This is a genomic window from Paenibacillus sophorae, from assembly GCF_018966525.1.
In the GTDB taxonomy this organism is placed as follows: domain Bacteria; phylum Bacillota; class Bacilli; order Paenibacillales; family Paenibacillaceae; genus Paenibacillus_AQ; species Paenibacillus_AQ sophorae.
This window is the reverse complement of record NZ_CP076607.1, coordinates 3,643,791-3,663,303: the sequence shown is the minus strand read 5'-3', so window position 1 is coordinate 3,663,303 and position 19,513 is coordinate 3,643,791. Positions and strand designations below refer to the sequence as shown.

Below are 19,513 nucleotides of genomic sequence, written 5' to 3'. Positions count from 1 at the left end.
GGATCAATAATCGATCGACTCTAATCCCCACCTCCCACCATTTCAACTTCTTACTGCTCGTTTAATAGTTTCTGCAATGAAGCTTCATCCAAAAGCGCTACAAGCGCCACAACCGGATTCCAATAATCTTTGTAGTGTACGATTTTATTGTCTCTGGTTTCGATCACGGAAATATATTTCTGAAGATAAGGCTTGCCGGTGGTCAGGAGTTGCGCTTCCTCAATTCCGAATTCGACTATCATGATATTGGGGTTCATCGCGAAGTGAAAGGTTGGTTCACTGAACCGTGTGATATCAAACTTCTGAGGGAAGTCTTTAACATACTCATAAATGGCAGCCTTCCCTTCAAGTTTTTGAGTAAAGCCTTTAGGAGCGTAAGGAAACTCGAACAGCGCATTGTCATCAAACAGCTCAATAAATTGATTCATGTCTTTGTCCAAAAAAGACTTGCAAAACTTATGGAAGATCTCCCGTGAAGCTTCCTGTACCTTTTCATTATCTGCCGGATTGAACGTCATATTTACCACTCCTTATCATTTTGTCAGCTATTGAATAAAACGGAATCATTCTCGAAAAATACTTTTCAGGTCACATAGTCGCTATCTTTCCAGACAAACTAGTCCAAAATGTTCATGAGCAGTCAGTCAAAATTAAAATATCGAATCTGCTGCCGGAATGACTCGGCTTACGACTCCGACGATTGTTTCCGCGCAAGGATCTCGGGAGGTTGGGCGCCAAGCCACCATGCCGGATTTGCCGATCCTTCGATGACACGCCCATCCGTATGCACATAATAGCGTTTATCGGGTCTTTGGGCAAAATCGCCATTCAGCGCCCGCTGCGTCCATTCCGAACCGTAACGGAAGATCTCCGCTGCAACACCGCCAAGGGGATGGAATTCATTCTCATAGATCCGCAGCTCCTTAGGAGCCTTGATGAGCTCGTATAGAGCAAGGGCATCTTCAACAGGGATAAGCTCGTCAAATTCACCGTTGCCGATCAGAACCGGACAAGTGATGTTCGAAACGAGATGCCAAATGCTGTAATTCGCCGCCATTTCTTTATCAAACTTCTCTTCATCCGTGTAGCCGGACATATACATCATATTGGCCTTGAAGCTTGGTTGGGCTTTGCTGAAAGACTTTTCCAGTTCACCGGGGCCTGTCATAAAGGTGGCTAAAGATTTCAGGCGATTGTCGTGGGCAGCTCCCCGTAATCCCCAGATCGCGCCCATACTGACTCCAAACAGACCTATCCGATTCTTGTCGACCTGCGGAAGCTCCTCAAGAAAGTCAATATACCGGCTGATGGCGCGCTGGTAGTTGGTTAAGGTGACCTTGAGTCCGGATGACCCGGATTCTCCTTGACCAGGCCCTTCAATGGACAAGGCGACCATGCCCCGTGACGTATAGTAGCGTTGGGCAATCTGTATATAATCCTCTTTGATCATGTCCATGCCCGGACCTAGAATGACGGCAGGAGCATTCGATACATTTCCTTCAGGGAGAAACAACAGACCGAAGATTTTTTTGCCTTCAAAATCCAGCTCAACCCTCTGGATGGTTTGATTGCTCAGACGCCCAATCGCTTCGACGGACTCATTACAACGTTGGCGAAATACGGTTTTTCTGGGATCATCGTTAAAAAAAGAATACTGCGCTCTACCCCACATCACCGCAGCACGCTGATACAAGTCTTTGGCGGTTGCCGGGAATCCCTCACTTTCATAGTGCTTCGCCCGTGCTTCTGCTTGGGCCGCAACGGTCGACCATGCTTTAGGGATCATGACGCCGCTTTTAACCAATTCAAATACTCTGTCAAAGTCTCTGTGATTGTGGCCGCATTCTTCTAACGTTGCCTTCGCTTCGGGATGCAGGGCGTCAAATCCCCCTTGTGCAAGTGCGATATCCAGAATCCATCCTTGTGAAACTGCTCGTTGTGTCATTTTTTTAACCTCCGTATTTTTATTTTTAAGTACTTACAAGCCGAGAGCCGTCCAACCTCCATCTACAAAAATGGTCTCGCCTGTAATATAAGAAGCTGCATCGGATGCAAGAAATACCGCGGCACCAGCCAGCTCATTGGGATGGCCCATTCTGCCAAGGGGAGTTCGTTCCGTCACTTTTCCGGCAAAATCTTCTTTTGCATCCGAGACGGTTTTTACAAGCGGGGTTTCAATATAAGAAGGCGCAATCCCGTTCACATTGACCCCATACTTTGCCCACTCTACCGCCAGAACCTTTGTCAGCATATTAACTCCCCCTTTGCTGGCGCAGTAGGCGACAGAGCCTGTGAGCGCAGTTGTGGACCCCACTGATGAAATATTAATGATTCGTCCACGGTTCTGCTTGATCATTTCCCTGCCCGCATACTGTGCGAATAAGAAAACACCGGTGAGATTAACCGCAATAATTCGGTTCCAGTTGTCCAATTCGTATTCTTCCGCTGGCGTTTTAATCGTCATTCCCGCATTGTTAATCAGAATATCAATAGATCCGAAACGATTTTTCGTCTCATCTACTACTTGTTGGATATCCTCGGGCTTCGTTACATCGCAAGGGATCACCAATGATTCCGTTCCTATCTTGCGAATCTCATTCGCCACCTCCTCTAATTCGGACTGCGTACGACTGGATAGAACCACATTTGCACCCGATTCGGCTAATCCCAAAGCAATACTTTTTCCGATACCTCTGCCTGCGCCTGTCACAATAGCGGTTTTCCCGCTCAAGTTAAATAATGAGTTCATAGCTTCACCCGCTTTCATTTCTGTTTCCAATGTGAGGCGTGCGCGATGGCAAAGTCTTTCAGAGATTTAGGCGGTCGTCCGGTCACACGCTGAACTGTATCCGTAACCTGGTCTTCAGTACCGTGAAGCCTGATCGCTTCATCCAGCCCTGCGAGAAAATGAGCATAGTCTTCGGCCATCCCGAACTTCATCATCCCGGCCGCCAGCTCTTCCGTGCTAATATTTACATGTTGGATGGTTCGTCCTGCAGCAGCGCCGATGATTTCTCCAGCCTCCGCATAACTAAACGAATCAGGACCTGTGATGATATGATCGGTATTGTGAGGCTGCTCATCAATCAGCGCTCTTACGCCCACCTCGGCAATATCGTCGGCATCAACGAATCCGACCCGGCCCGATCCTGTAGCCGTAATCATCACGCCGTCACTGTTGATTTGCGCTCCATGATGACCCTCAGTGAAGTTTTGCATAAAATAAGAAGGCCGTAGTACCGCCCATTCCGGCACAAGCTGACGTATTACCTGATGCACCTTGCCGAACACAGGTCCATTTTCAGGCACGGAAGCGCTGCTAAGTAACACGACCCGGCGTACCCCTTCCTTTAAAGCCTTCTCCAAAAAAGGTACCATCATCTTGGACGGGTCCATGACTGCAACGGGACCCACCAGGTAGATCTTATCCACGTTTTTCAAAGCCGGTTCAAACGTCGTCTCATCGAACCAATCAAAAGCCACATGCTCATTGGTGCTTTCTGAAGCGGAAGTGCCGCGGTCGGCCGTACGAACGGCATAGCCCAGATCGGTTAGCCGCTTAGCTATACGGCTTCCCGTTTTTCCTCTTCCGCCTGTCACTAAAATTTTACCGTTATTCACCATTTCCATTACTCCCTCTCTTTTTTCAGACTGATAAGTCCAAAATATTCATGAATAGTCAATCAAAAAACAAAATAGTAACTCTGTAATTGGAAACCGGAGTTGGAACGATTGATTTCTAGATCAAACGATCTAATAATTCGTCCAAAACCCGGATCAGAGGTTAATTTAACAGCCTAGGTTAGCGATTGCTTCTGCCCATGCATTGAACACCTCCTTTCTGATCCCTATCATACCCATTTCAGACTATTTAGTCAAGAAAAAAATTAGATCATTGAAAATCCATCCCGTCTGCTGAACCATCCCTCCAGTCGTAAATGCGCTCATGTTAATATCACTGTCGGACAATCAATAGAGGATTCCCACAAAACTTGCAAGACTTGCAAGTCTTGTCTGAAGGCGCGGTTCCCTTAAACCTGTTGGACCACATGTAAAAAAGCAACAAAGTTTTTCTTGACTAAACAGTCTATTAAAGTTTAAGATAACATTAAGAAAGGTTGGATGGATAATGAAGCTTCATAGATGCTTCATTATATTTTTCCAAATATTTGACCATTCGATCCAGAAAGTTGGTGGCCGCTGATGATTTGAACAACGCTTAAACAAGAAAATCTGCCAATGTGAATGCAGCCGCCTAAAATGAAGGAAATTATCAAAATTAATGTGGAGGTAGATGTTATTATGTACGAATTCAATTCAAAAATCTCTGTTTTGGATCTCGCCCCGATCTTGTCGGGCAGCACACCCAAAGATTCTTTCCGACGTACGCTGGAGCTCGCGCAACACGCCGAAAAGCTCGGTTATCACCGATATTGGCTCGCTGAGCACCATAATATGCCAGGAATCGGGAGCTCGGCAACATCGATCTTGATCGGACATATTGCGTCTGGAACTAAGAAAATCCGGGTCGGCTCAGGCGGCATCATGCTGCCCAATCATGCCCCGCTCGTCATCGCCGAACAGTTCGGAACACTGGAATCTCTGTATCCGGGCCGGATAGATCTAGGATTAGGCAGAGCTTCAGGCTCCGACATGCGTACCACCCGCGCTCTCAGGAGGACGCTGGGCAGCAACGGGGATGATTTCCCGGACCTTCTGCGCGAACTGCGCTCTTACTTCCATCCCGAAGACGAACCTATTGAACCGGGAGTACGGGCTATTCCCGGAGAAGGAATGGATATTCCCATCTGGCTGCTGGGCTCCAGCGGGTTCAGCGCACAATTGGCGGGTCGTCTCGGACTGCCTTTCTCATTCGCCAGCCATTTCGCACCGGATTATTTGCTCCAGGCCTTGGATTTATACCGCAGCGCCTTCACTCCCTCGCGAATGTTGGATAAGCCCTATGTTATGATAGGCTTAAATGTCATTGCGGCTGATTCGGCCGAAGAAGCAAGCTGGCTGGCTACTACAGATGAGCAGCAAGTGTTGAATCTGATTCGCGGCCGTACCAGCGAATACAATCCTCCGGTTGAAAACATGGATGCCTTGTGGAATGAGCAAGAAAAAACGCGAATTCGTAAACAAATGGATTTCGGCATTATCGGAGATCGTACCACGATTCTTAAGAAGCTGCCCGTTCTGTTTGAAGAAACGAAGGCGGACGAATTCATCGTAACATCCCATATTTACGATCATCAAGCCCGTTTGCGGTCCTACGAAATTTTAGCGAATGCTGTCAACGAGTTAAGGCAGTAATGGATGCTCATTGAACCGCCAGAGGAAGTGGTCAATCCATAGATCCATATGTTGTTATCATTCCAATGAAAGAACAAGGATCATCAGGCTGCGTCAAACCGCCTAATGATCCTTGATTTTTACCATATCTATCTTTTCATCGCTTGAGTAACCATTCGTAAACGGATTGAATTCAGCACAATAACGATCCCGATTGAAGTAACAATCGCCCCGAACGTAAGCAAGGCCGGCATAAGCCCCCAATAAAACGATAATATCCCGACACCTAATGTAGGCAAAATCATGCCTGAATACGCCGCAATATAAAAGATTGACAGAAGGCGGGCTCTTTCGGAAACGGGTGCCATACTCCCGGTCAGTTTCATGCTGCCTTGAAACGTCCACCCGCACCCGACAGCCTGTATCCCCTTCCCCAGCCACAATAACGCACTATTTATCAATGTTCCGGCCATTAACATGCACCATGTCCCTGCAAGCAGCAATAATACTCTCGCTTGTATACGGCGAAACGCATCGCCAGGCAAAGGAATTAGCTGGGCAAGCGCCCCTCCCGAAAGCAGAATGAACAAGAGAATACCCGGGACAGCAAAATTGGTTGAGTGCATTACAGACCGAACGAAGGTTGGCATCAAGGCAAGTACAGTCCCGTTAAGCGCAAACGCCGTAAATACGGAGGGAGCGGCAAATGCCCAGAACAAGGTTCGATGGGAGGACGGTACGCCCATACTGATCTGAAATAGTCGCCGATTCCCGGTCGATTCTCTCCTTTCACGGATACTGGCCAGGAGAAGCATGCTGATGCTCAGAGCGATAAACATGCTTTGGTAAGGAATTTTCACAGGTGACAGCGGGCTGTACTGGATGATTATGCCGCTAATTGCCGGTCCCAGCCCAAACCCGAGCATGGTAACAATACTTGACAGCGTCAATGCATGCGCCGTTTGGTTCTGTGAGGAATGTTGAAGCAAAAGAGCTGTCCCTGTTCCCATGAAAGCTCCTGACGCCATCCCAGCCAACGCCCGTGCAAGGTACAGTAACGAGATATTTGTGGCTTCAGCGAAAAATATCGTCGAAAGAATTGCCAATCCTAAGCCGATGTACACTACTTTTTTATTGCCCCATACATCCCCTAAAGGACCTGCGATCAACAATACCGGCAGCAGGCAAGTGGAATAAATAACGAACAAGCCTGTAACGATAACGCTGTTAAGATGAAAAGCAGTTGCATAGAGCGGGAAAAAAGGCACTGACAGATTCGTATTGATAGCCATCGCTATGATTGTGAATAGGATACGTTTCATCGGCTTACCTCTAAATCTTGGCATAAGGTGACTTGAGCATCATTACGATTTTAGGGCGCTTGTATATTTATATTGATTATCGTAGCGTTCTACCAGTTTCAAATATTGTTTTGAACTTTCTTGTACCCACCAAAGAGAATTGCCGGATAATTCTTTTTTGACTTGTCCCGGGGAACCTGCAACAAGCTGCCGGTTTGTAATTTTGCTATTACCTGTAATGACACTGCCTGCTGCAATGACATTCTCATTCTCAATCGTTGTCCCGTCGAGCACTACAGCGTTCATACCGATAACATTATCATTTCCAATCATACAATTATGCAGAATCGCGCCATGTCCAATCGTATTGTTATTACCGATAAAAGTCCCGGATTCTGACATGTGAATGACGCAGTTATCCTGGATACTGTTATTTTTCCCGATTCGGATCGGTCCCACATCTCCCCGCAATACTGCGCCGAACCAGATACTGCTGCCTTCCTCAATGGTAACATCGCCAATAATACTGGACTTCGAAGTGCTTCGGAAAATTCTGCATGTAGTCGTAGAGATCTGCCTTGCCTTCCTTCATTTCCGGGAAACCTGCAGGACCGTAAGGGAACTCCAGTACCCCGTTCTCATCCCACAATTCAACCCATGCCTTAATATCCCCGCCCGACAGATGTTTCAGATGATTGCGGAATACTTCCTGTGCTCTTTCGCGAACTGCTTCTTGGGTTTGATCATTTGTTAACATATAAATCCCTCGATTTTTTGGTGGTAACCAATATATTATAGACTATTCAGTCTATAATGTCCAAAAAAAATCGAAGCATTACTTACGTTGTATTCCCTAGCAAGCACCTCCTTTTGTTTATGAATTCATCATACTATTTTCGGATCATTTGGTCAGCTCAATTTGTTTTTTCAATTGCATTCAGATTCATATATAACTTCATATAACAATAAAATGACAAAGAGACTATTCCTGTCTTGAAAATAGTCTCTTCTACACATCTAAAGTAAACGCTTAATTAGGATAGATCGCTCTTAACGATTCCCATTGAATTGGCTTTACAGCGATGATGGGCCGTATGGCTTTTGCTTGTTTTTCGGCTTCTTCCAAAGACTCGGCAAGCCCCAATTCACGCAGTGTTCCGACTGCCACAGTACCCGTGCGTCCTTTTCCCCCGCCACAGTGAAAGGCAACTTTCTTTCCTGCTCGATAAGCGCCTACCACTTCCTGAATTGCCGTGCGGAAGAGTTCTTCTTCCGGCTCTGTTGCATGGTCTCCCAAAGGCACTTTAATCCACTGAACGGTATCTGCCACATACGCACATTCTTCCGCCTCTTCACGCAGATCTACTACGACCTCGACGCCTTCCTCCGTAACCATTTGTTCAACATCTTGAGCTCCGCCAAAATAAATTTTGTCTGCTACCAAAGCTTGATAAGATTTAGTCATAGGAATCTCCCTTTTGTTAATCTGTTAAATAAAATTGCATAACCTTTTTTCTCACCTTAACCTTTAATGAAGGTGTGCAAGTTCCGTCAACTGCTCTACTCCGCGGATCTCTTTCGGCCTCCAAGGAATGATTACCGTCTGACCGCCGGCCCTTTTGTTGATTTCCCGAATCCATGGAACCTCTGCCACGGCTCTGCCTTTCAATACCGGTTCCTCTGTTCCGGAAGCAGCCAAACTCTGGTTGATAGTCCACCATCTTACGGAGATTTCGGCGCGCTTCAAGTCTTCCTCCAGCCGGGACGCTTCATAAAAAGGAGTTGCTTCTGCTAAAGTTACGATAACTACTGCCGTTTCCTTAGCATTACGGAGCCTTGGGAGAAGCTTTCGAACTGAATCCGGGACCAAACCTGTAGAACGGGCGACTTCTTTATGATATTCCTCGCTGGCATCCAGCAAGAGGAGTGTATGGCCGGTAGGTGCGGTATCAATGACAACGATCTGGTCTTGTGATCGTTCAACGAGCTCAGCAAAAGCCCGGAATACAGCAATTTCTTCCGTACAGGGTGACCGTAAGTCCTCCTCAAGAACAGCAAGGCCTTCTTCATCGAGGAGTTCGGCATTCTGGTTGATCACCTCTTGCCGATATTGATCAACTTCAGCCTTAGGATCAATTCTGCTTAGAGATATCAATCCGGCATCCGTGCCAAATAGGGTCTCGATGTGGGCTGCGGGGTCCGTTGTGCTGAGGTGCACGTTATGACCACGTTCCGCCAAACCGACGGCCAGAGCGGAAGCGACGGTTGTTTTACCCACCCCGCCTTTGCCCATCGTGAACAATATACGGATGCCGGCTTGCTCGACATCGTCGATCAGGGCAGAGAGAGACGGCAAACGGGGCGGCGCTTCCTTGAGCGCAGCTTCAAGAGAAACAGGCTCAGTCGGTTTAAAGAGTTGCCGCATACTAGCGACTCCCAGGATATTGAACGCGACCAGCGGAATATGGAATACAGACAGATTTGTGAGTGCTTCAGGCATCTCGCGTAAAGCGGTCTGCTGCCGCTCATACAGCCCCGACGAAATCGGGTCCTCTGACTCCGGCTTTTGAAGCAGGCCGTTAACGATCATTATTTGATGGGTGACGCCGATCTCCCGGAGTTCCTGAGCAGCCCTTGCCGCTTCCAGCAGAGGAGTCCGATCAGGGCGTGTTACTAGCACCAAAGTCGTTTCAAGGTGATCTGATAACGTCCGTACAGCCTGCTCGTAGACATCCTTCTTGCGCTCCAGCCCGGCCAGGGGACCTAAACAGGAAGCCCCGTGAGTGCTTTCTTCCAGAAATCCGTTCCATGCGGCCGGCAGCTGAAGGAGGCGCAGCGTGTGGCCTGTGGGCGCGGTATCAAACAGGATATGATCAAATTGAGATCTCAATTGTTCACCGGTCAGGAGGGTCGTAAACTCATCGAAAGCAGCGATTTCTACGGTACATGCCCCTGACAACTGTTCTTCCATCGTGGAGATCACCGAATCGGGCAAGATCCCCCGGTAGGGAGCGACCACTTTCGCTTTATACTCTTCCACTGCCATCTCCGGATCTAAATTCGCGGCAAAAAGATTAGGAACACTCTCAATCGCAGCCGGATGATTGGAGAGCTCCATGCCAAAGACATCCTGCAGGTTGGAGGCGGGATCGGTGCTAACAAGCAGAACCCGTTTACCCGAGTCGGCCAGCGCTACCGCCGCTGCACAGGCCGTTGAAGTTTTGCCTACCCCTCCTTTGCCTGTAAAGAACAAATATGGAGTGCGCAGGATGGCTAATGGATCAAACCGGGTGGACATGTCGATCCTTCCTTCCCTTATTTTGATTTCAATTTCAGCTCTATACGCACCTTAGGTTTCTGGGTAAGCTCGGATGCCGGGATTCCTGTCCATTCTTCCAGTTCTTCATTCGAAGGATAGCTTTGTTTCTTAACCAATTGTCCATCTAATAGAATGACGGGCAATACATCCGGTCCTTCGTCAGTAAGCAACTGTTTTATCACATGATTGACTACAAAGGCATCCGGCTCACTGGTCAAATTATATCTGGACACGTTGAATTCTTTCTTCTTCAAATGATGAACCACCGCTGAGATGCGGATTAATTCCGGGTCAACAACAGGGCCGCATACTCCTGTGGAGCAGCACATAGCCGGATCATAAATCTCTATAGACTTCATAAACCCAATTCTCCCTTCTTTGAAAAAGAAGCCGGGATCTCTCCCGGCCGGACGATTCATTATTCGCCGGTTTCAGCAAATTGTTTAATGCGTGCTCCGACCTGGTCACGGACCCGCTGGAATACCGCCCATTTCTCTTCTTCCGTTCCTTGCGCCTTGGCTGGATCGTCGAATCCCCAATGTTCACGTTTCACTTTCGGAGGGGTAATCGGGCATTTATCTGCGGCATCTCCGCATAACGTGACAACCAGATCAGCGTTATTCAGCAGCTCCGGATCAATAATATCGGAGGTTTGTCCCGAAATATCAATGCCCACTTCACTCATGGCTTGTACAGCTTTCGGATTTAGACCATGGGCCTCAATACCGGCGCTGTAAATATTCCAGCCATCACTCAGGTATTTCTTTGCCCAGCCTTCCGCCATCTGGCTCCGACAGGAATTTCCTGTACACAAAAAGTAAATGGTTTTCTTGTCCATCCGCAATAATCTCCTTTAAATTTAAAATAGGGTTAACCTTAAATAGAGGCCCAAAAGGGTGATAAACAAGGTAGGGATGGTTAGGATGATGCCTGTTCTAAAATATGTCCCCCAAGAGATCTTCACACCTTTGGCCGAAAGCACATGCAGCCACAGCAGGGTAGCCAGCGAACCGATCGGCGTAATCTTCGGCCCTAAGTCCGAACCGATGACATTCGCGTAAACTAAAGCATCTTTAATGATTCCTGTCGTGTGTGTTGCATTAATGGCAAGCGCATCAATCATGACCGTAGGCATATTATTCATCACCGATGAAATGATCGCTGCAATAAAGCCCATGCCCATCGTTGCTACGAATAGACCTTGATTGGCAGCGCCTTGAATCACATTAGCCAGGACATCCGTAAGACCGGCATTTCGCAGCCCGTACACCACGACATACATCCCGATGGAAAAGAACACGATCGCCCAAGGCGCCCCTTTGACCACTTCCATTGTGGGTACGAAAGGACTTCTTCTTGCCATGAGCAAGAAAAAGATCGCGATGATCCCCGCTACCACGGAAACCGGAATGTTCAGGAATTCACTGACGAAGTAACCGACCAGAAGAACAGCAAGGACAAGACAGGATAACTTGAACATCTTCTTGTCTTTGATGGCCTCTTCAGGATTTTTTAACTGAGAGCTGTCAAATTGTCTCGGGATACTTGTACGGAAGAAAATGAACAGCACCAGAATACTGGCAGTAAGCGAAAACAAGGTAGGAATAATCATATGCCCCGCATATTCCATAAAGGTCACCCCGAAGAAATCAGCGGAAACGATATTAACCAGATTACTGACGACGAGGGGCAGTGAGGTTGTATCCGCAATAAATCCGCTGGCGATGATGAACGGAAACACCTTTTTCTCATCAAAATTCAGCGCACGCACCATGGCCAGCACAATCGGAGTAAGGATAAGCGCCGCCCCGTCATTGGCAAAAAATGCGGCCACAACCGCGCCAAGAATAGTGACATAGATGAACATCCGAATTCCATTCCCCCGCGCGGCTCTGGCCATATGTAGGGCAGCCCATTCGAAAAAGCCAATTTTATCGAGGATTAAGGAAATGAGAATGATCGCAATAAAAGCTAACGTGGCATTCCACACAATCAGGGTCACATCGAGTACATCATTAAAACTCACTACGCCTGCAAGCAGAGCCAACACGGCTCCGCCGCAGGCCGACCATCCAATCGATAAATTCCGGGGCTGCCAAATGACAAAGATTAAAGTAACAACAAAAATGAAACTCGCTAACAGTACCGAAACCAATCCGCTGACCTCCATTTAATTACATGAAATTCTCAGGCCCTTCTTATTCAGTTCTTCCAGCTCATGATCTTGTGAAGGAACGAAGGCGATCAATTGTTGAATTAACTCATGTTGAGGACTGTTTGGATTCATTGAATAAAAAATCCATTGGCCTTTCCGATTTTCCTTAACAAGACCGGCATCCTTAAGCTTTCGTAAATGCTGGCTGACCGACGGCTGACTCGTTTTGAAAATTTCAACGAGCTCGCATACACAGCATTCCTGCTTCTCCAGAAGCTTCATGATTGTCAGCCTTGTCTTGTCTCCCAAAAGCTTCAACGTCTGTGATACTTCGTCTAAATCATCCATTTCAAAGCTCATGCTCCGCCCCCTTTCGCTTCATCATTATATAACTATGTTCTTATATAAGCAATAGCTGATATACAGTCCTTCAATAGCTCTATTTAGCTTCATTTGGATATTTTAAAGCCTCCGTCAACAAATATGGTTTCGCCGTTTATATAATCGGCCATATCTGATAACAAAAATAAAATGACCTTTGCAATATCCGCCGATGATGCGATTTTGCGGGCGGGTATGAGCGTTTCCGAATAGGCCTTTACTTCCGGATTGTCAAAGGCATCTGCTGTCATTCCCGTGTATGTAAATCCGGGTGCAACCGAGTTCACTCTTATGTTGTAGTCCTGTAAATCCAATGCCATTGCCGATGTCAATGCGACCACCCCTCCCTTGGAGGCGGCATAGTCTGCCATATCTGGTCTAAATATTTTTGACCTTATACAACTAATGTTTACAATGGTACCCCTATTGTTTTTTATCATTTTTTTGGCAGCATGTTTTGTAAGGATAAATAGTCCGGTTAGATTTGTAGAGATAACTTTATTCCAATCCTCCATGTTTAGTTCATAGAAGGGTACTGAACTTGCATATACGCCTGCACAGTTGGCCAGTCCGTCAATCTTTCCATACAACGCTTCAATTTCATCAATCGCGTCGGTTACTTTGTGTTCATCTCTAATGTCGATAGGATAGTGTCTATAACGTTCATTCGTTATGGTGCTCTGGTTAATATCTAACCCCACAACAGAAGCCCCATTTTCAAGTAATAATTCTGCACAACTCCTTCCTATTCCTGAAGCGGAGCCAGAGACTAGAATCGTTTTACCTGTAAAATTCATGTTAACCACACACCTCAATATTATTTTCGTTTAGCATATCATTTCATTTGCCAACTTTAGTATCATACAATAATTAGCAGAAAAAAATAAGATTTATACTTGCACTATGCAAATTAATGAGTTATAACTAAATCACGAGGTGAGACAAAATGGAAAATGCACGAGAATTATTTCAAATCATGACCCGGCGCTTTGGTCTACTCAATAAATATTGCTGTTCGGTTGGCGGCTGCGATATCTCTTTAGCCCAAAGTCACTTACTTTATGAAATTGATCGCCGGCATAAGCCCTCCATGCAACAAGTTGCAGAAGCACTAGGCACAGAAATAACGACCTTTAGTCGGCAAGTACAATCTCTCATAAATATGAACTTGGTTATGAAAACGCCCGATCCTAACGATCGGCGGGTGTATACCCTCTCCCTAACCACGGAAGGCAAAATGATCGCCGGCATAATTGATCAAAAAATGAATGATTATCTGGACGAAGTTTTCTCGTACATGACGGAGTTTGAGAAAGAAACCGTGTTGCGCTCGGTTAAGCTTTTTAATGAGGCTATGGGGAAATCAAGCAGATGCTGCGCACCCGTAACCGGGTGATTTCTCTTGGTTTATAATTGCAAATTGCAAGTAATAAGTTATAAATCTTTACTAAGATTTAAGGATAAACATTCTCTAAGGAGGCAGATGTTATGTTAGGAGATCTTTATGTTGCGGAGTGCTTGATTAAGTATCAGGAGAAAGAACTGCAGAGGAAGGCTCTGCACGCTTGGAAATTACCTCAACAGAAAACCTTCTCTTTAAGCAAATGGTTTTCTCTAAGAAGCTCTTTTGTCCCTTCATCCCATCTTTGCTGTGAGCCTTGCTGCTAAAGTGGGAAGTGCCTTCAAAATTATATTCTAAAGGAGTGTTGTCCAATGACAAAGCTCACGAATGACCAAATTCGCCAAAATGTTAGAAGCCGGTATCAACAGTTTGCTGTACGAAAAATCGAATCGAGTTCTTCATGCTGTTCCGCAGAAAACTCCATAAGCTCAGCGAGTTGCTGTGATACCCCTACGGACTTTAATGTGATCTCCAATAAACTTGGCTATTCCATGGAGGAGTTAGCTGCCGTACCTGAAGGTGCTAATCTTGGTCTGGGATGCGGGAACCCGCAAGCCATAGCCGAGCTCCAGGCAGGCGAAACGGTTCTCGATCTGGGCAGCGGCGGGGGATTTGACTGCTTCTTGGCCTCCCGCCAGGTCGGCGAAACCGGTCAGGTCATCGGTGTGGATATGACACCCGAAATGGTCAGCCGTGCTCGAGAGAACGCCGTTAAGGGCCATTTTACGAATACCGAATTCCGTTTGGGTGAAATTGAACATTTGCCCGTGGCTGACGATACGGTAAATGTGATTATTTCCAACTGCGTGATTAACCTGTCCCCTGACAAGCAGCAGGTGTTCCATGAAGCATTTCGTGTTCTTAAACCAGGGGGCCGCCTCGCTATTTCAGACATTGTGACGACTGCTGAGCTTCCTGCGGAAATCAAGGCTGATCTTGATCAATTATACTCTGGTTGTATTTCCGGCGCCTCATCGATAAGCACGCTGGAGTCCATGCTTAAGCAAAGCGGATTTACCGATATTTCCATCGAACCAAAAGATGAATCGAAAGCTTTTATTAAAGATTGGGTTCCCGGCGCTAACATTGAAAATTACATTGTGTCCGCCGTGATTAAGGCAACCAAATAATTTTTAGGTCTAATCCATGGAGGGAAAATAATGATATCCACACTCACGGTTCGGCAAGCCGTTTCAGATGATATTGGCAGTATCCTTCGTATTTACAACCAGGGCATTGAGGACCGTATAGCCACACTCGAAACGGATGCAAAAGACTTGAATTACATGGAATCCTGGTTCCAAGACCATCAAGGAAGATACACTGTATTAGTCGCTGAAATGGATGGTCAGGTACTTGGTTGGGCTTCCCTCAATCCGTATTCTCATCGCTGTGCTTACAACGGTGTAGCAGACCTCTCCATTTACATTGGCCGTAAATCACGAGGACAGGGGGTTGGTAGCACTCTTCTTCAGGCATTAGAGCATGAAGCCAAAGAAAAAGATTTCTACAAGATCGTATTGTTTACATTTCCTTTTAATCAACAAGGCCAAGGGCTATATCGGAAAATGGGATATCGTGAAGTGGGTGTTTTTGAAAAGCAAGGAATTATTGACAGTGAGCATATCGATGTCATGATCATGGAGAAGTTACTCAAATAAACATGTCTTACGACGAGGATAACTAGAACCAAGTGTGTCGCGATTGTTAATGTGATCCTTCTTTAGGAATCCGCATTTCCCTATTCCCTGATTGAGCACAAAAAAGCGGAATCCAGTTATAAATGTTCTGGATTCCGCTTTCAATTAACTTCTTTCTTTGTCAATAACTAACCTTTCAATATAATAATAAGGGGTTAGTTTTTGATCTCCTTCTTTTAATTAACCCTTTATACATATATAATGGAGTTAGAAAACGAAACGAAAGGTGATCCGATTCAATGGCCGTTCAAGAAAAATTCCAGTTTCTTTCAAACTCCCTATCTTTGAATTTGGTTAATACAGAAGAAAATCGAAGAGGAAAAAGGCATGATCTGCTTGAGACCGGCCAGCAAGTTTACAATTGGCTTGAACACATGTTTTCCGAGCAAGTCATTCATGCCGAACAATTTTCACAAAACAACCATGTCAATTTCCCGCAAGAATCCTTGTCCGCTCTTAAAGAACTTAGAGGTCTCTTGCGAAAGGGCTTTGAGGATATCGTAGATAGACAACTAGTAGACGAGCATTGGATTCATTCGTTGGAGAGATATATCCATAATGCTCCTTTCACCTTTGTGATCAAGGAAAATAAGCTTTTACCCATTCCCTGTGGACCTTATGAAAATGCCCTTTTCTCCCTTATTGCTTATGACGCACTGGAATTGCTGGCAAATGGTAAGCTTGCCATTCTTCATCGGTGCTCCAATCCAAAATGTTTGTGGATGTTTATGGATGCTACAGGGAAACGTAAGTGGTGCTCTATGAAAATATGCGGAAACCGGATGAAAGTAGCACGCCACCAGTATCGCTCTTAACGGCTAAAACAAAGAAGCGTAAAAAAAGAGCCACCACTTTTTGAGTGATGGCTATCGTTTGGAAACTCTATAGAAGAAGTAGGGGGAGCAGAAGTTTATTTCTTGCCAGTCTCATACGTACTCGCGGGTTCTGCTCATCTCTTCCAGCAGCCGGTCCAGCATTTGCTCGAAAATAGCTATGAGTCTATCATCCAAAGCACTATATACCGCCGTACCTTCTCGATCAGCGGATACAAAGACCGGATCAAATGGAATGCTGCCAAGCAGAGTCACCCGTTCATCTGCGAAAAAAGACACATCGGTGCTGCTTAGTCCCTCCATCCATTTGTTTTGAATCAAATAAAATTGTTCGATGCCAATATCCTTCGCCAGCCGAATTACGGATTTTGCCGTTTCCAGACTCCGGCTGCCCGGCTCAATTACGAGCATCAGCGCATCCACGTTTTTGGCGGTTGAACGGCCTAGATGCTCCAGCCCCGCTTCAAAATCAATAATTATTGCGTCATCTTCCTCGGTCACCAGGTAATTGAGCAGGGTCTTCAGCAGCGTGCTCTGCGGACAGGCGCAGCCGGCGCCGCCCTTGGATGCTCCGCCCATTTGCAAAAGCCTAATGCCGTCTTTGCTCACAACATAGTCCTCCGGAATATCGTCGACTTTCGGGTTTAGCGAAAACCAGCTGCCGCTGACGCCCGGATCGCCTCCGGTCTTTTTCTTGATCAAATCCCGGTCATCAGCGATGGTGCGGATTTCCGAGAGTTCTTCTCTGCCGAACCCAAGCGCCATTCCCAGATTGGCATCCTGATCCGCATCAATGGCGAGCACCCGGTGGCCTTTTTTCATCAATAAATGAGAGAACATCGCGGCAACCGTTGTTTTTCCCACGCCGCCTTTACCTGAAATTGCGATTTTTAATGCCTGGCTCATTTTTCTTCCCCTCCCTTATCTTTCAGATCCCTAGCGCTTTGCGTTTCATATCAATCCGTTCAAGTAAAATAGCGGCCGCTTTCACAGGATCACTTTCCACGATCAGCTTCCCTCCGAACAGTCCATCCATCGTAATTTCTTTGTCCTCGCGGCTTCCGGTCAGTGTCCGGGCAACCAGATTCGAGCCTGACACCTGCGGGTCCACGCCGACATGAACGTCCACACCATGCGCCATAAAATAAGTTCCGATTGTAAGCGCCTTTGGACTATGCGTTTCCGGACAACTGCCGACTGCGGGAAGGCTCGAGACAGGAACATCCAGCTCATCCGCAATGGCCGACAGCAAATCCAGCGGTCTGGAGTTATCCACACAACTGCCCATGTGAAGAGCCGGCGGAAGTGCGGACAAGCCCGCATGCTGTCCCAATTGCCGCAATAAAGCCTTCAAACTGTCGCCGCATGCTTCAAGCCCGTCTTCATTCATCAGCCCGTATTTCGCTAACGAATGCGCGGCGCAGCCTGTGGTCACGATCAACACATTGTTTTTGAGCAGTTCCTTTGCCACGGTGACGTTGCCTATATCCTGCGGCTCCCGCGGGTTGGTGCATCCGATCACTGCCGCAACTCCACGGATGGTCCCGTCTTTGATTGCGTCGATCAGCGGCTGTAAAGGCTTGTCCTCGTTGATTTTTGCGGTCACTTCACAAATCTGTTCGACGGAAAATCCGGCATAGGCCTCCACCGAACCTCCTGGGATGACCACTTTTGCCGGGTCCCGTTTTGCAAAATTGCGGATCGCTCTCTCCACGATTTCCCTGGCCGCATCATCCGCGTATTCCGGTTCAAAATTAACGTGCGTCGCACCTGGAATTTTAACATGGGGCATGGTTGTGATGATTTCGGTATGAAAACATTCCGCCACCTGCTGGATTCCCGGCATAATACACTGGATATCGACAACCATCGCCTCAAGCGCTCCTGTCACAATAACAAGCTCCTGGGAAGAAAAACTGGAAGCGGCATGTACCCCCTGACGCATTAACAGCTCATTTCCCGTACAGCAGACACCGACAATATTGATCCCTTCCGCACCTACGGTTAGGGCTTTACGCTCAAGTGTTCGTGCCCATTCCACGATTTTCTCCGACAGCAGCGGAATATGGCCATGCACCGCGATATTGATCTGCTTCTCATCAAGCACCGCAAGGGAGTAATTGAATTTGACCGCTTTTGGCGTCCCGAACAGAATATCCTGCAGATCAGAAGACAAGTGCAGTCCGCTGTAGCCGTCAACCAGCCCCATCGTAACGGAGCCCAGCAGCAGATTGAGCGGATCGGCGTCTCCGCCCATGGCGTTTCTCGTGACCGCTTTTGCGATTTCCAGGTGGGCATTTACCGGTGTGATGCCAAGCTTATCCCAGATTTCCCGCGACTTTTGGTGACCCCGATATTCAATCCAGTTCATCACGCCTTCATGCTTTTGAAAATCCTCAAGCGCCGTAAGCGCCACAGCCTTTGCAACCTCGTTAATGGATTTCCCTTCAATCTCCAGGTTCAAACCTTTCGCGACCCGCATCAATTTGCCGACATCCCGGATCACATACGGAGCCTTCCCTTCCGCCGTCTTCAGCAAAGCCATTGCGACTTCTCTGCCGTGTTCGGCATGGCCCGACGCTCCCTGAATCATCGTGTTCAGGAGACTTCTCGCCACTAATGTATCTGCATCCGAACCGCAAACTCCGCGCCTCGGCCCGCTTCCGTTCGGCACAATCCGGCAAGGACCTTCCAGACAGGAACGGCAGCAGAGGCCGGCCGACCCGAACGGACACCTCGCCGCCATCTGATCGGCACGATCGAAGGCCGTTTCGATCCCCCTGCTTCTTGCAACCGCCAGCATTTGCTGAACCTGAGTATCCTTGGAGACCTCTTCCGGTTCTCTTATTTTAGCCACCTTATCCATCCTCCCTGTTCTAAGCGACTGATCCGTTTCCACATGTAGTAATCTATTGATTTATTGTAATCTACTGGAATTGTAACACCGGATCGTTAAGCTGTCGATTCAATTCGACATAGAAAAGCCTTACACATACAGCAGTGGAAGCTACGATTAGCAATCCCGACTATGCTCCATACACTGAGGAACCTTTATAAAAATAACAATCTATGGTAAGGTAAATTATGTAAATCATCACTTTGGTTTACTTAATCTGATTTAAGGAGT

General features: G+C 47.0%; 21 protein-coding genes. 5 read left to right on the top strand and 16 right to left on the bottom strand.

What is annotated here, in order from left to right; genetic code table 11:
* Window positions 1–50: 50 nt before the first annotated feature.
* The 4 genes from KP014_RS17320 to KP014_RS17305 form a co-directional block, all read right to left on the bottom strand.
* The gene (locus KP014_RS17320) at window positions 51–518 is read right to left on the bottom strand and encodes a nuclear transport factor 2 family protein (RefSeq protein ID WP_051500582.1); all 468 of its coding nucleotides are present in this window, start codon (window positions 516–518) and stop codon (window positions 51–53) included.
* Between the two features lie 167 nt (window positions 519–685).
* Window positions 686–1,945: an alpha/beta hydrolase gene (locus KP014_RS17315; RefSeq protein WP_036603158.1), complete on the bottom strand. Its 1,260-nt coding sequence runs from the start codon at window positions 1,943–1,945 to the stop codon at window positions 686–688.
* Window positions 1,946–1,978: 33 nt separating this feature from the next.
* A complete protein-coding gene (locus KP014_RS17310) occupies window positions 1,979–2,779 on the bottom strand; it encodes an SDR family NAD(P)-dependent oxidoreductase (protein ID WP_246590525.1) in 801 nt (266 codons plus the stop codon).
* A complete protein-coding gene (locus KP014_RS17305; protein ID WP_036603193.1) occupies window positions 2,764–3,624 on the bottom strand; it encodes an NAD-dependent epimerase/dehydratase family protein in 861 nt (286 codons plus the stop codon). The genes KP014_RS17310 and KP014_RS17305 overlap by 16 nt, the downstream gene beginning before the upstream one ends.
* Window positions 3,625–4,302: 678 nt before the next feature.
* Here KP014_RS17305 and KP014_RS17300 point away from each other — a divergent pair.
* The gene (locus tag KP014_RS17300; protein ID WP_025334937.1) at window positions 4,303–5,316 is read left to right on the top strand and encodes an LLM class flavin-dependent oxidoreductase; all 1,014 of its coding nucleotides are present in this window, start codon (window positions 4,303–4,305) and stop codon (window positions 5,314–5,316) included.
* 128 nt (window positions 5,317–5,444) lie between these two features.
* On the opposite strand, the gene KP014_RS17295 is transcribed toward KP014_RS17300, so the two are convergent.
* From KP014_RS17295 to KP014_RS17250, 10 genes are all read right to left on the bottom strand, one after another.
* A complete protein-coding gene (locus KP014_RS17295) occupies window positions 5,445–6,617 on the bottom strand; it encodes an MFS transporter (protein ID WP_036603155.1) in 1,173 nt (390 codons plus the stop codon).
* Window positions 6,618–6,659: 42 nt separating this feature from the next.
* Window positions 6,660–6,998 carry a gamma carbonic anhydrase family protein gene (locus KP014_RS17290; RefSeq protein WP_246590524.1) on the bottom strand — a complete coding sequence of 113 codons (339 nt, stop codon included), beginning with the start codon at window positions 6,996–6,998 and terminating at the stop codon, window positions 6,660–6,662.
* A gap of 100 nt (window positions 6,999–7,098) precedes the next feature.
* Window positions 7,099–7,353, bottom strand: a complete 255-nt coding sequence (locus tag KP014_RS17285; RefSeq protein ID WP_246590523.1) for a nuclear transport factor 2 family protein — start codon at window positions 7,351–7,353, stop codon at window positions 7,099–7,101.
* A gap of 273 nt (window positions 7,354–7,626) precedes the next feature.
* A complete protein-coding gene (locus KP014_RS17280) occupies window positions 7,627–8,061 on the bottom strand; it encodes a protein-tyrosine phosphatase family protein (protein WP_036603149.1) in 435 nt (144 codons plus the stop codon).
* Window positions 8,062–8,124: 63 nt separating this feature from the next.
* Window positions 8,125–9,894, bottom strand: coding sequence for an arsenical pump-driving ATPase (gene arsA, locus KP014_RS17275; RefSeq protein WP_036603148.1), 1,770 nt, complete (start codon window positions 9,892–9,894; stop codon window positions 8,125–8,127).
* Window positions 9,895–9,911: 17 nt separating this feature from the next.
* Window positions 9,912–10,274: an arsenite efflux transporter metallochaperone ArsD gene (gene arsD / locus KP014_RS17270; protein ID WP_036603145.1), complete on the bottom strand. Its 363-nt coding sequence runs from the start codon at window positions 10,272–10,274 to the stop codon at window positions 9,912–9,914.
* Between the two features lie 59 nt (window positions 10,275–10,333).
* Window positions 10,334–10,753, bottom strand: a complete 420-nt coding sequence (gene arsC, locus KP014_RS17265; protein WP_036603143.1) for an arsenate reductase (thioredoxin) — start codon at window positions 10,751–10,753, stop codon at window positions 10,334–10,336.
* A 21-nt stretch (window positions 10,754–10,774) separates the two neighbouring features.
* Window positions 10,775–12,085 carry an arsenic transporter gene (locus KP014_RS17260; RefSeq protein ID WP_036603141.1) on the bottom strand — a complete coding sequence of 437 codons (1,311 nt, stop codon included), beginning with the start codon at window positions 12,083–12,085 and terminating at the stop codon, window positions 10,775–10,777.
* Window positions 12,086–12,430, bottom strand: a complete 345-nt coding sequence (locus KP014_RS17255; RefSeq protein WP_036603139.1) for an ArsR/SmtB family transcription factor — start codon at window positions 12,428–12,430, stop codon at window positions 12,086–12,088.
* Window positions 12,431–12,519: 89 nt separating this feature from the next.
* Window positions 12,520–13,248: an SDR family NAD(P)-dependent oxidoreductase gene (locus tag KP014_RS17250; RefSeq protein ID WP_036603138.1), complete on the bottom strand. Its 729-nt coding sequence runs from the start codon at window positions 13,246–13,248 to the stop codon at window positions 12,520–12,522.
* A gap of 149 nt (window positions 13,249–13,397) precedes the next feature.
* Between KP014_RS17250 and KP014_RS17245 the strand changes: the two genes are divergently transcribed.
* The 4 genes from KP014_RS17245 to KP014_RS17230 all read left to right on the top strand — a co-directional run bounded on the left by KP014_RS17245 (window position 13,398) and on the right by KP014_RS17230 (window position 16,368).
* Window positions 13,398–13,847: a MarR family winged helix-turn-helix transcriptional regulator gene (locus tag KP014_RS17245; RefSeq protein ID WP_036603136.1), complete on the top strand. Its 450-nt coding sequence runs from the start codon at window positions 13,398–13,400 to the stop codon at window positions 13,845–13,847.
* 317 nt (window positions 13,848–14,164) lie between these two features.
* Window positions 14,165–14,983 (top strand): arsenite methyltransferase, encoded by an 819-nt coding sequence (locus KP014_RS17240; protein ID WP_036603132.1) that lies wholly within the window; start codon window positions 14,165–14,167, stop codon window positions 14,981–14,983.
* A gap of 33 nt (window positions 14,984–15,016) precedes the next feature.
* Window positions 15,017–15,514, top strand: coding sequence for an arsinothricin resistance N-acetyltransferase ArsN1 family A (locus KP014_RS17235; RefSeq protein WP_090833986.1), 498 nt, complete (start codon window positions 15,017–15,019; stop codon window positions 15,512–15,514).
* 278 nt (window positions 15,515–15,792) lie between these two features.
* Window positions 15,793–16,368 (top strand): CGNR zinc finger domain-containing protein, encoded by a 576-nt coding sequence (locus tag KP014_RS17230; protein ID WP_036603126.1) that lies wholly within the window; start codon window positions 15,793–15,795, stop codon window positions 16,366–16,368.
* Between the two features lie 111 nt (window positions 16,369–16,479).
* Here KP014_RS17230 and KP014_RS17225 read toward each other — a convergent pair whose 3' ends face one another.
* Together KP014_RS17225 and cooS are read right to left on the bottom strand one after the other, a co-directional pair.
* A complete protein-coding gene (locus KP014_RS17225) occupies window positions 16,480–17,292 on the bottom strand; it encodes an ATP-binding protein (protein WP_036603122.1) in 813 nt (270 codons plus the stop codon).
* A 22-nt stretch (window positions 17,293–17,314) separates the two neighbouring features.
* A complete protein-coding gene (gene cooS / locus KP014_RS17220) occupies window positions 17,315–19,243 on the bottom strand; it encodes an anaerobic carbon-monoxide dehydrogenase catalytic subunit (protein ID WP_216700380.1) in 1,929 nt (642 codons plus the stop codon).
* Between the last annotated feature and the right edge of the window lie 270 nt (window positions 19,244–19,513).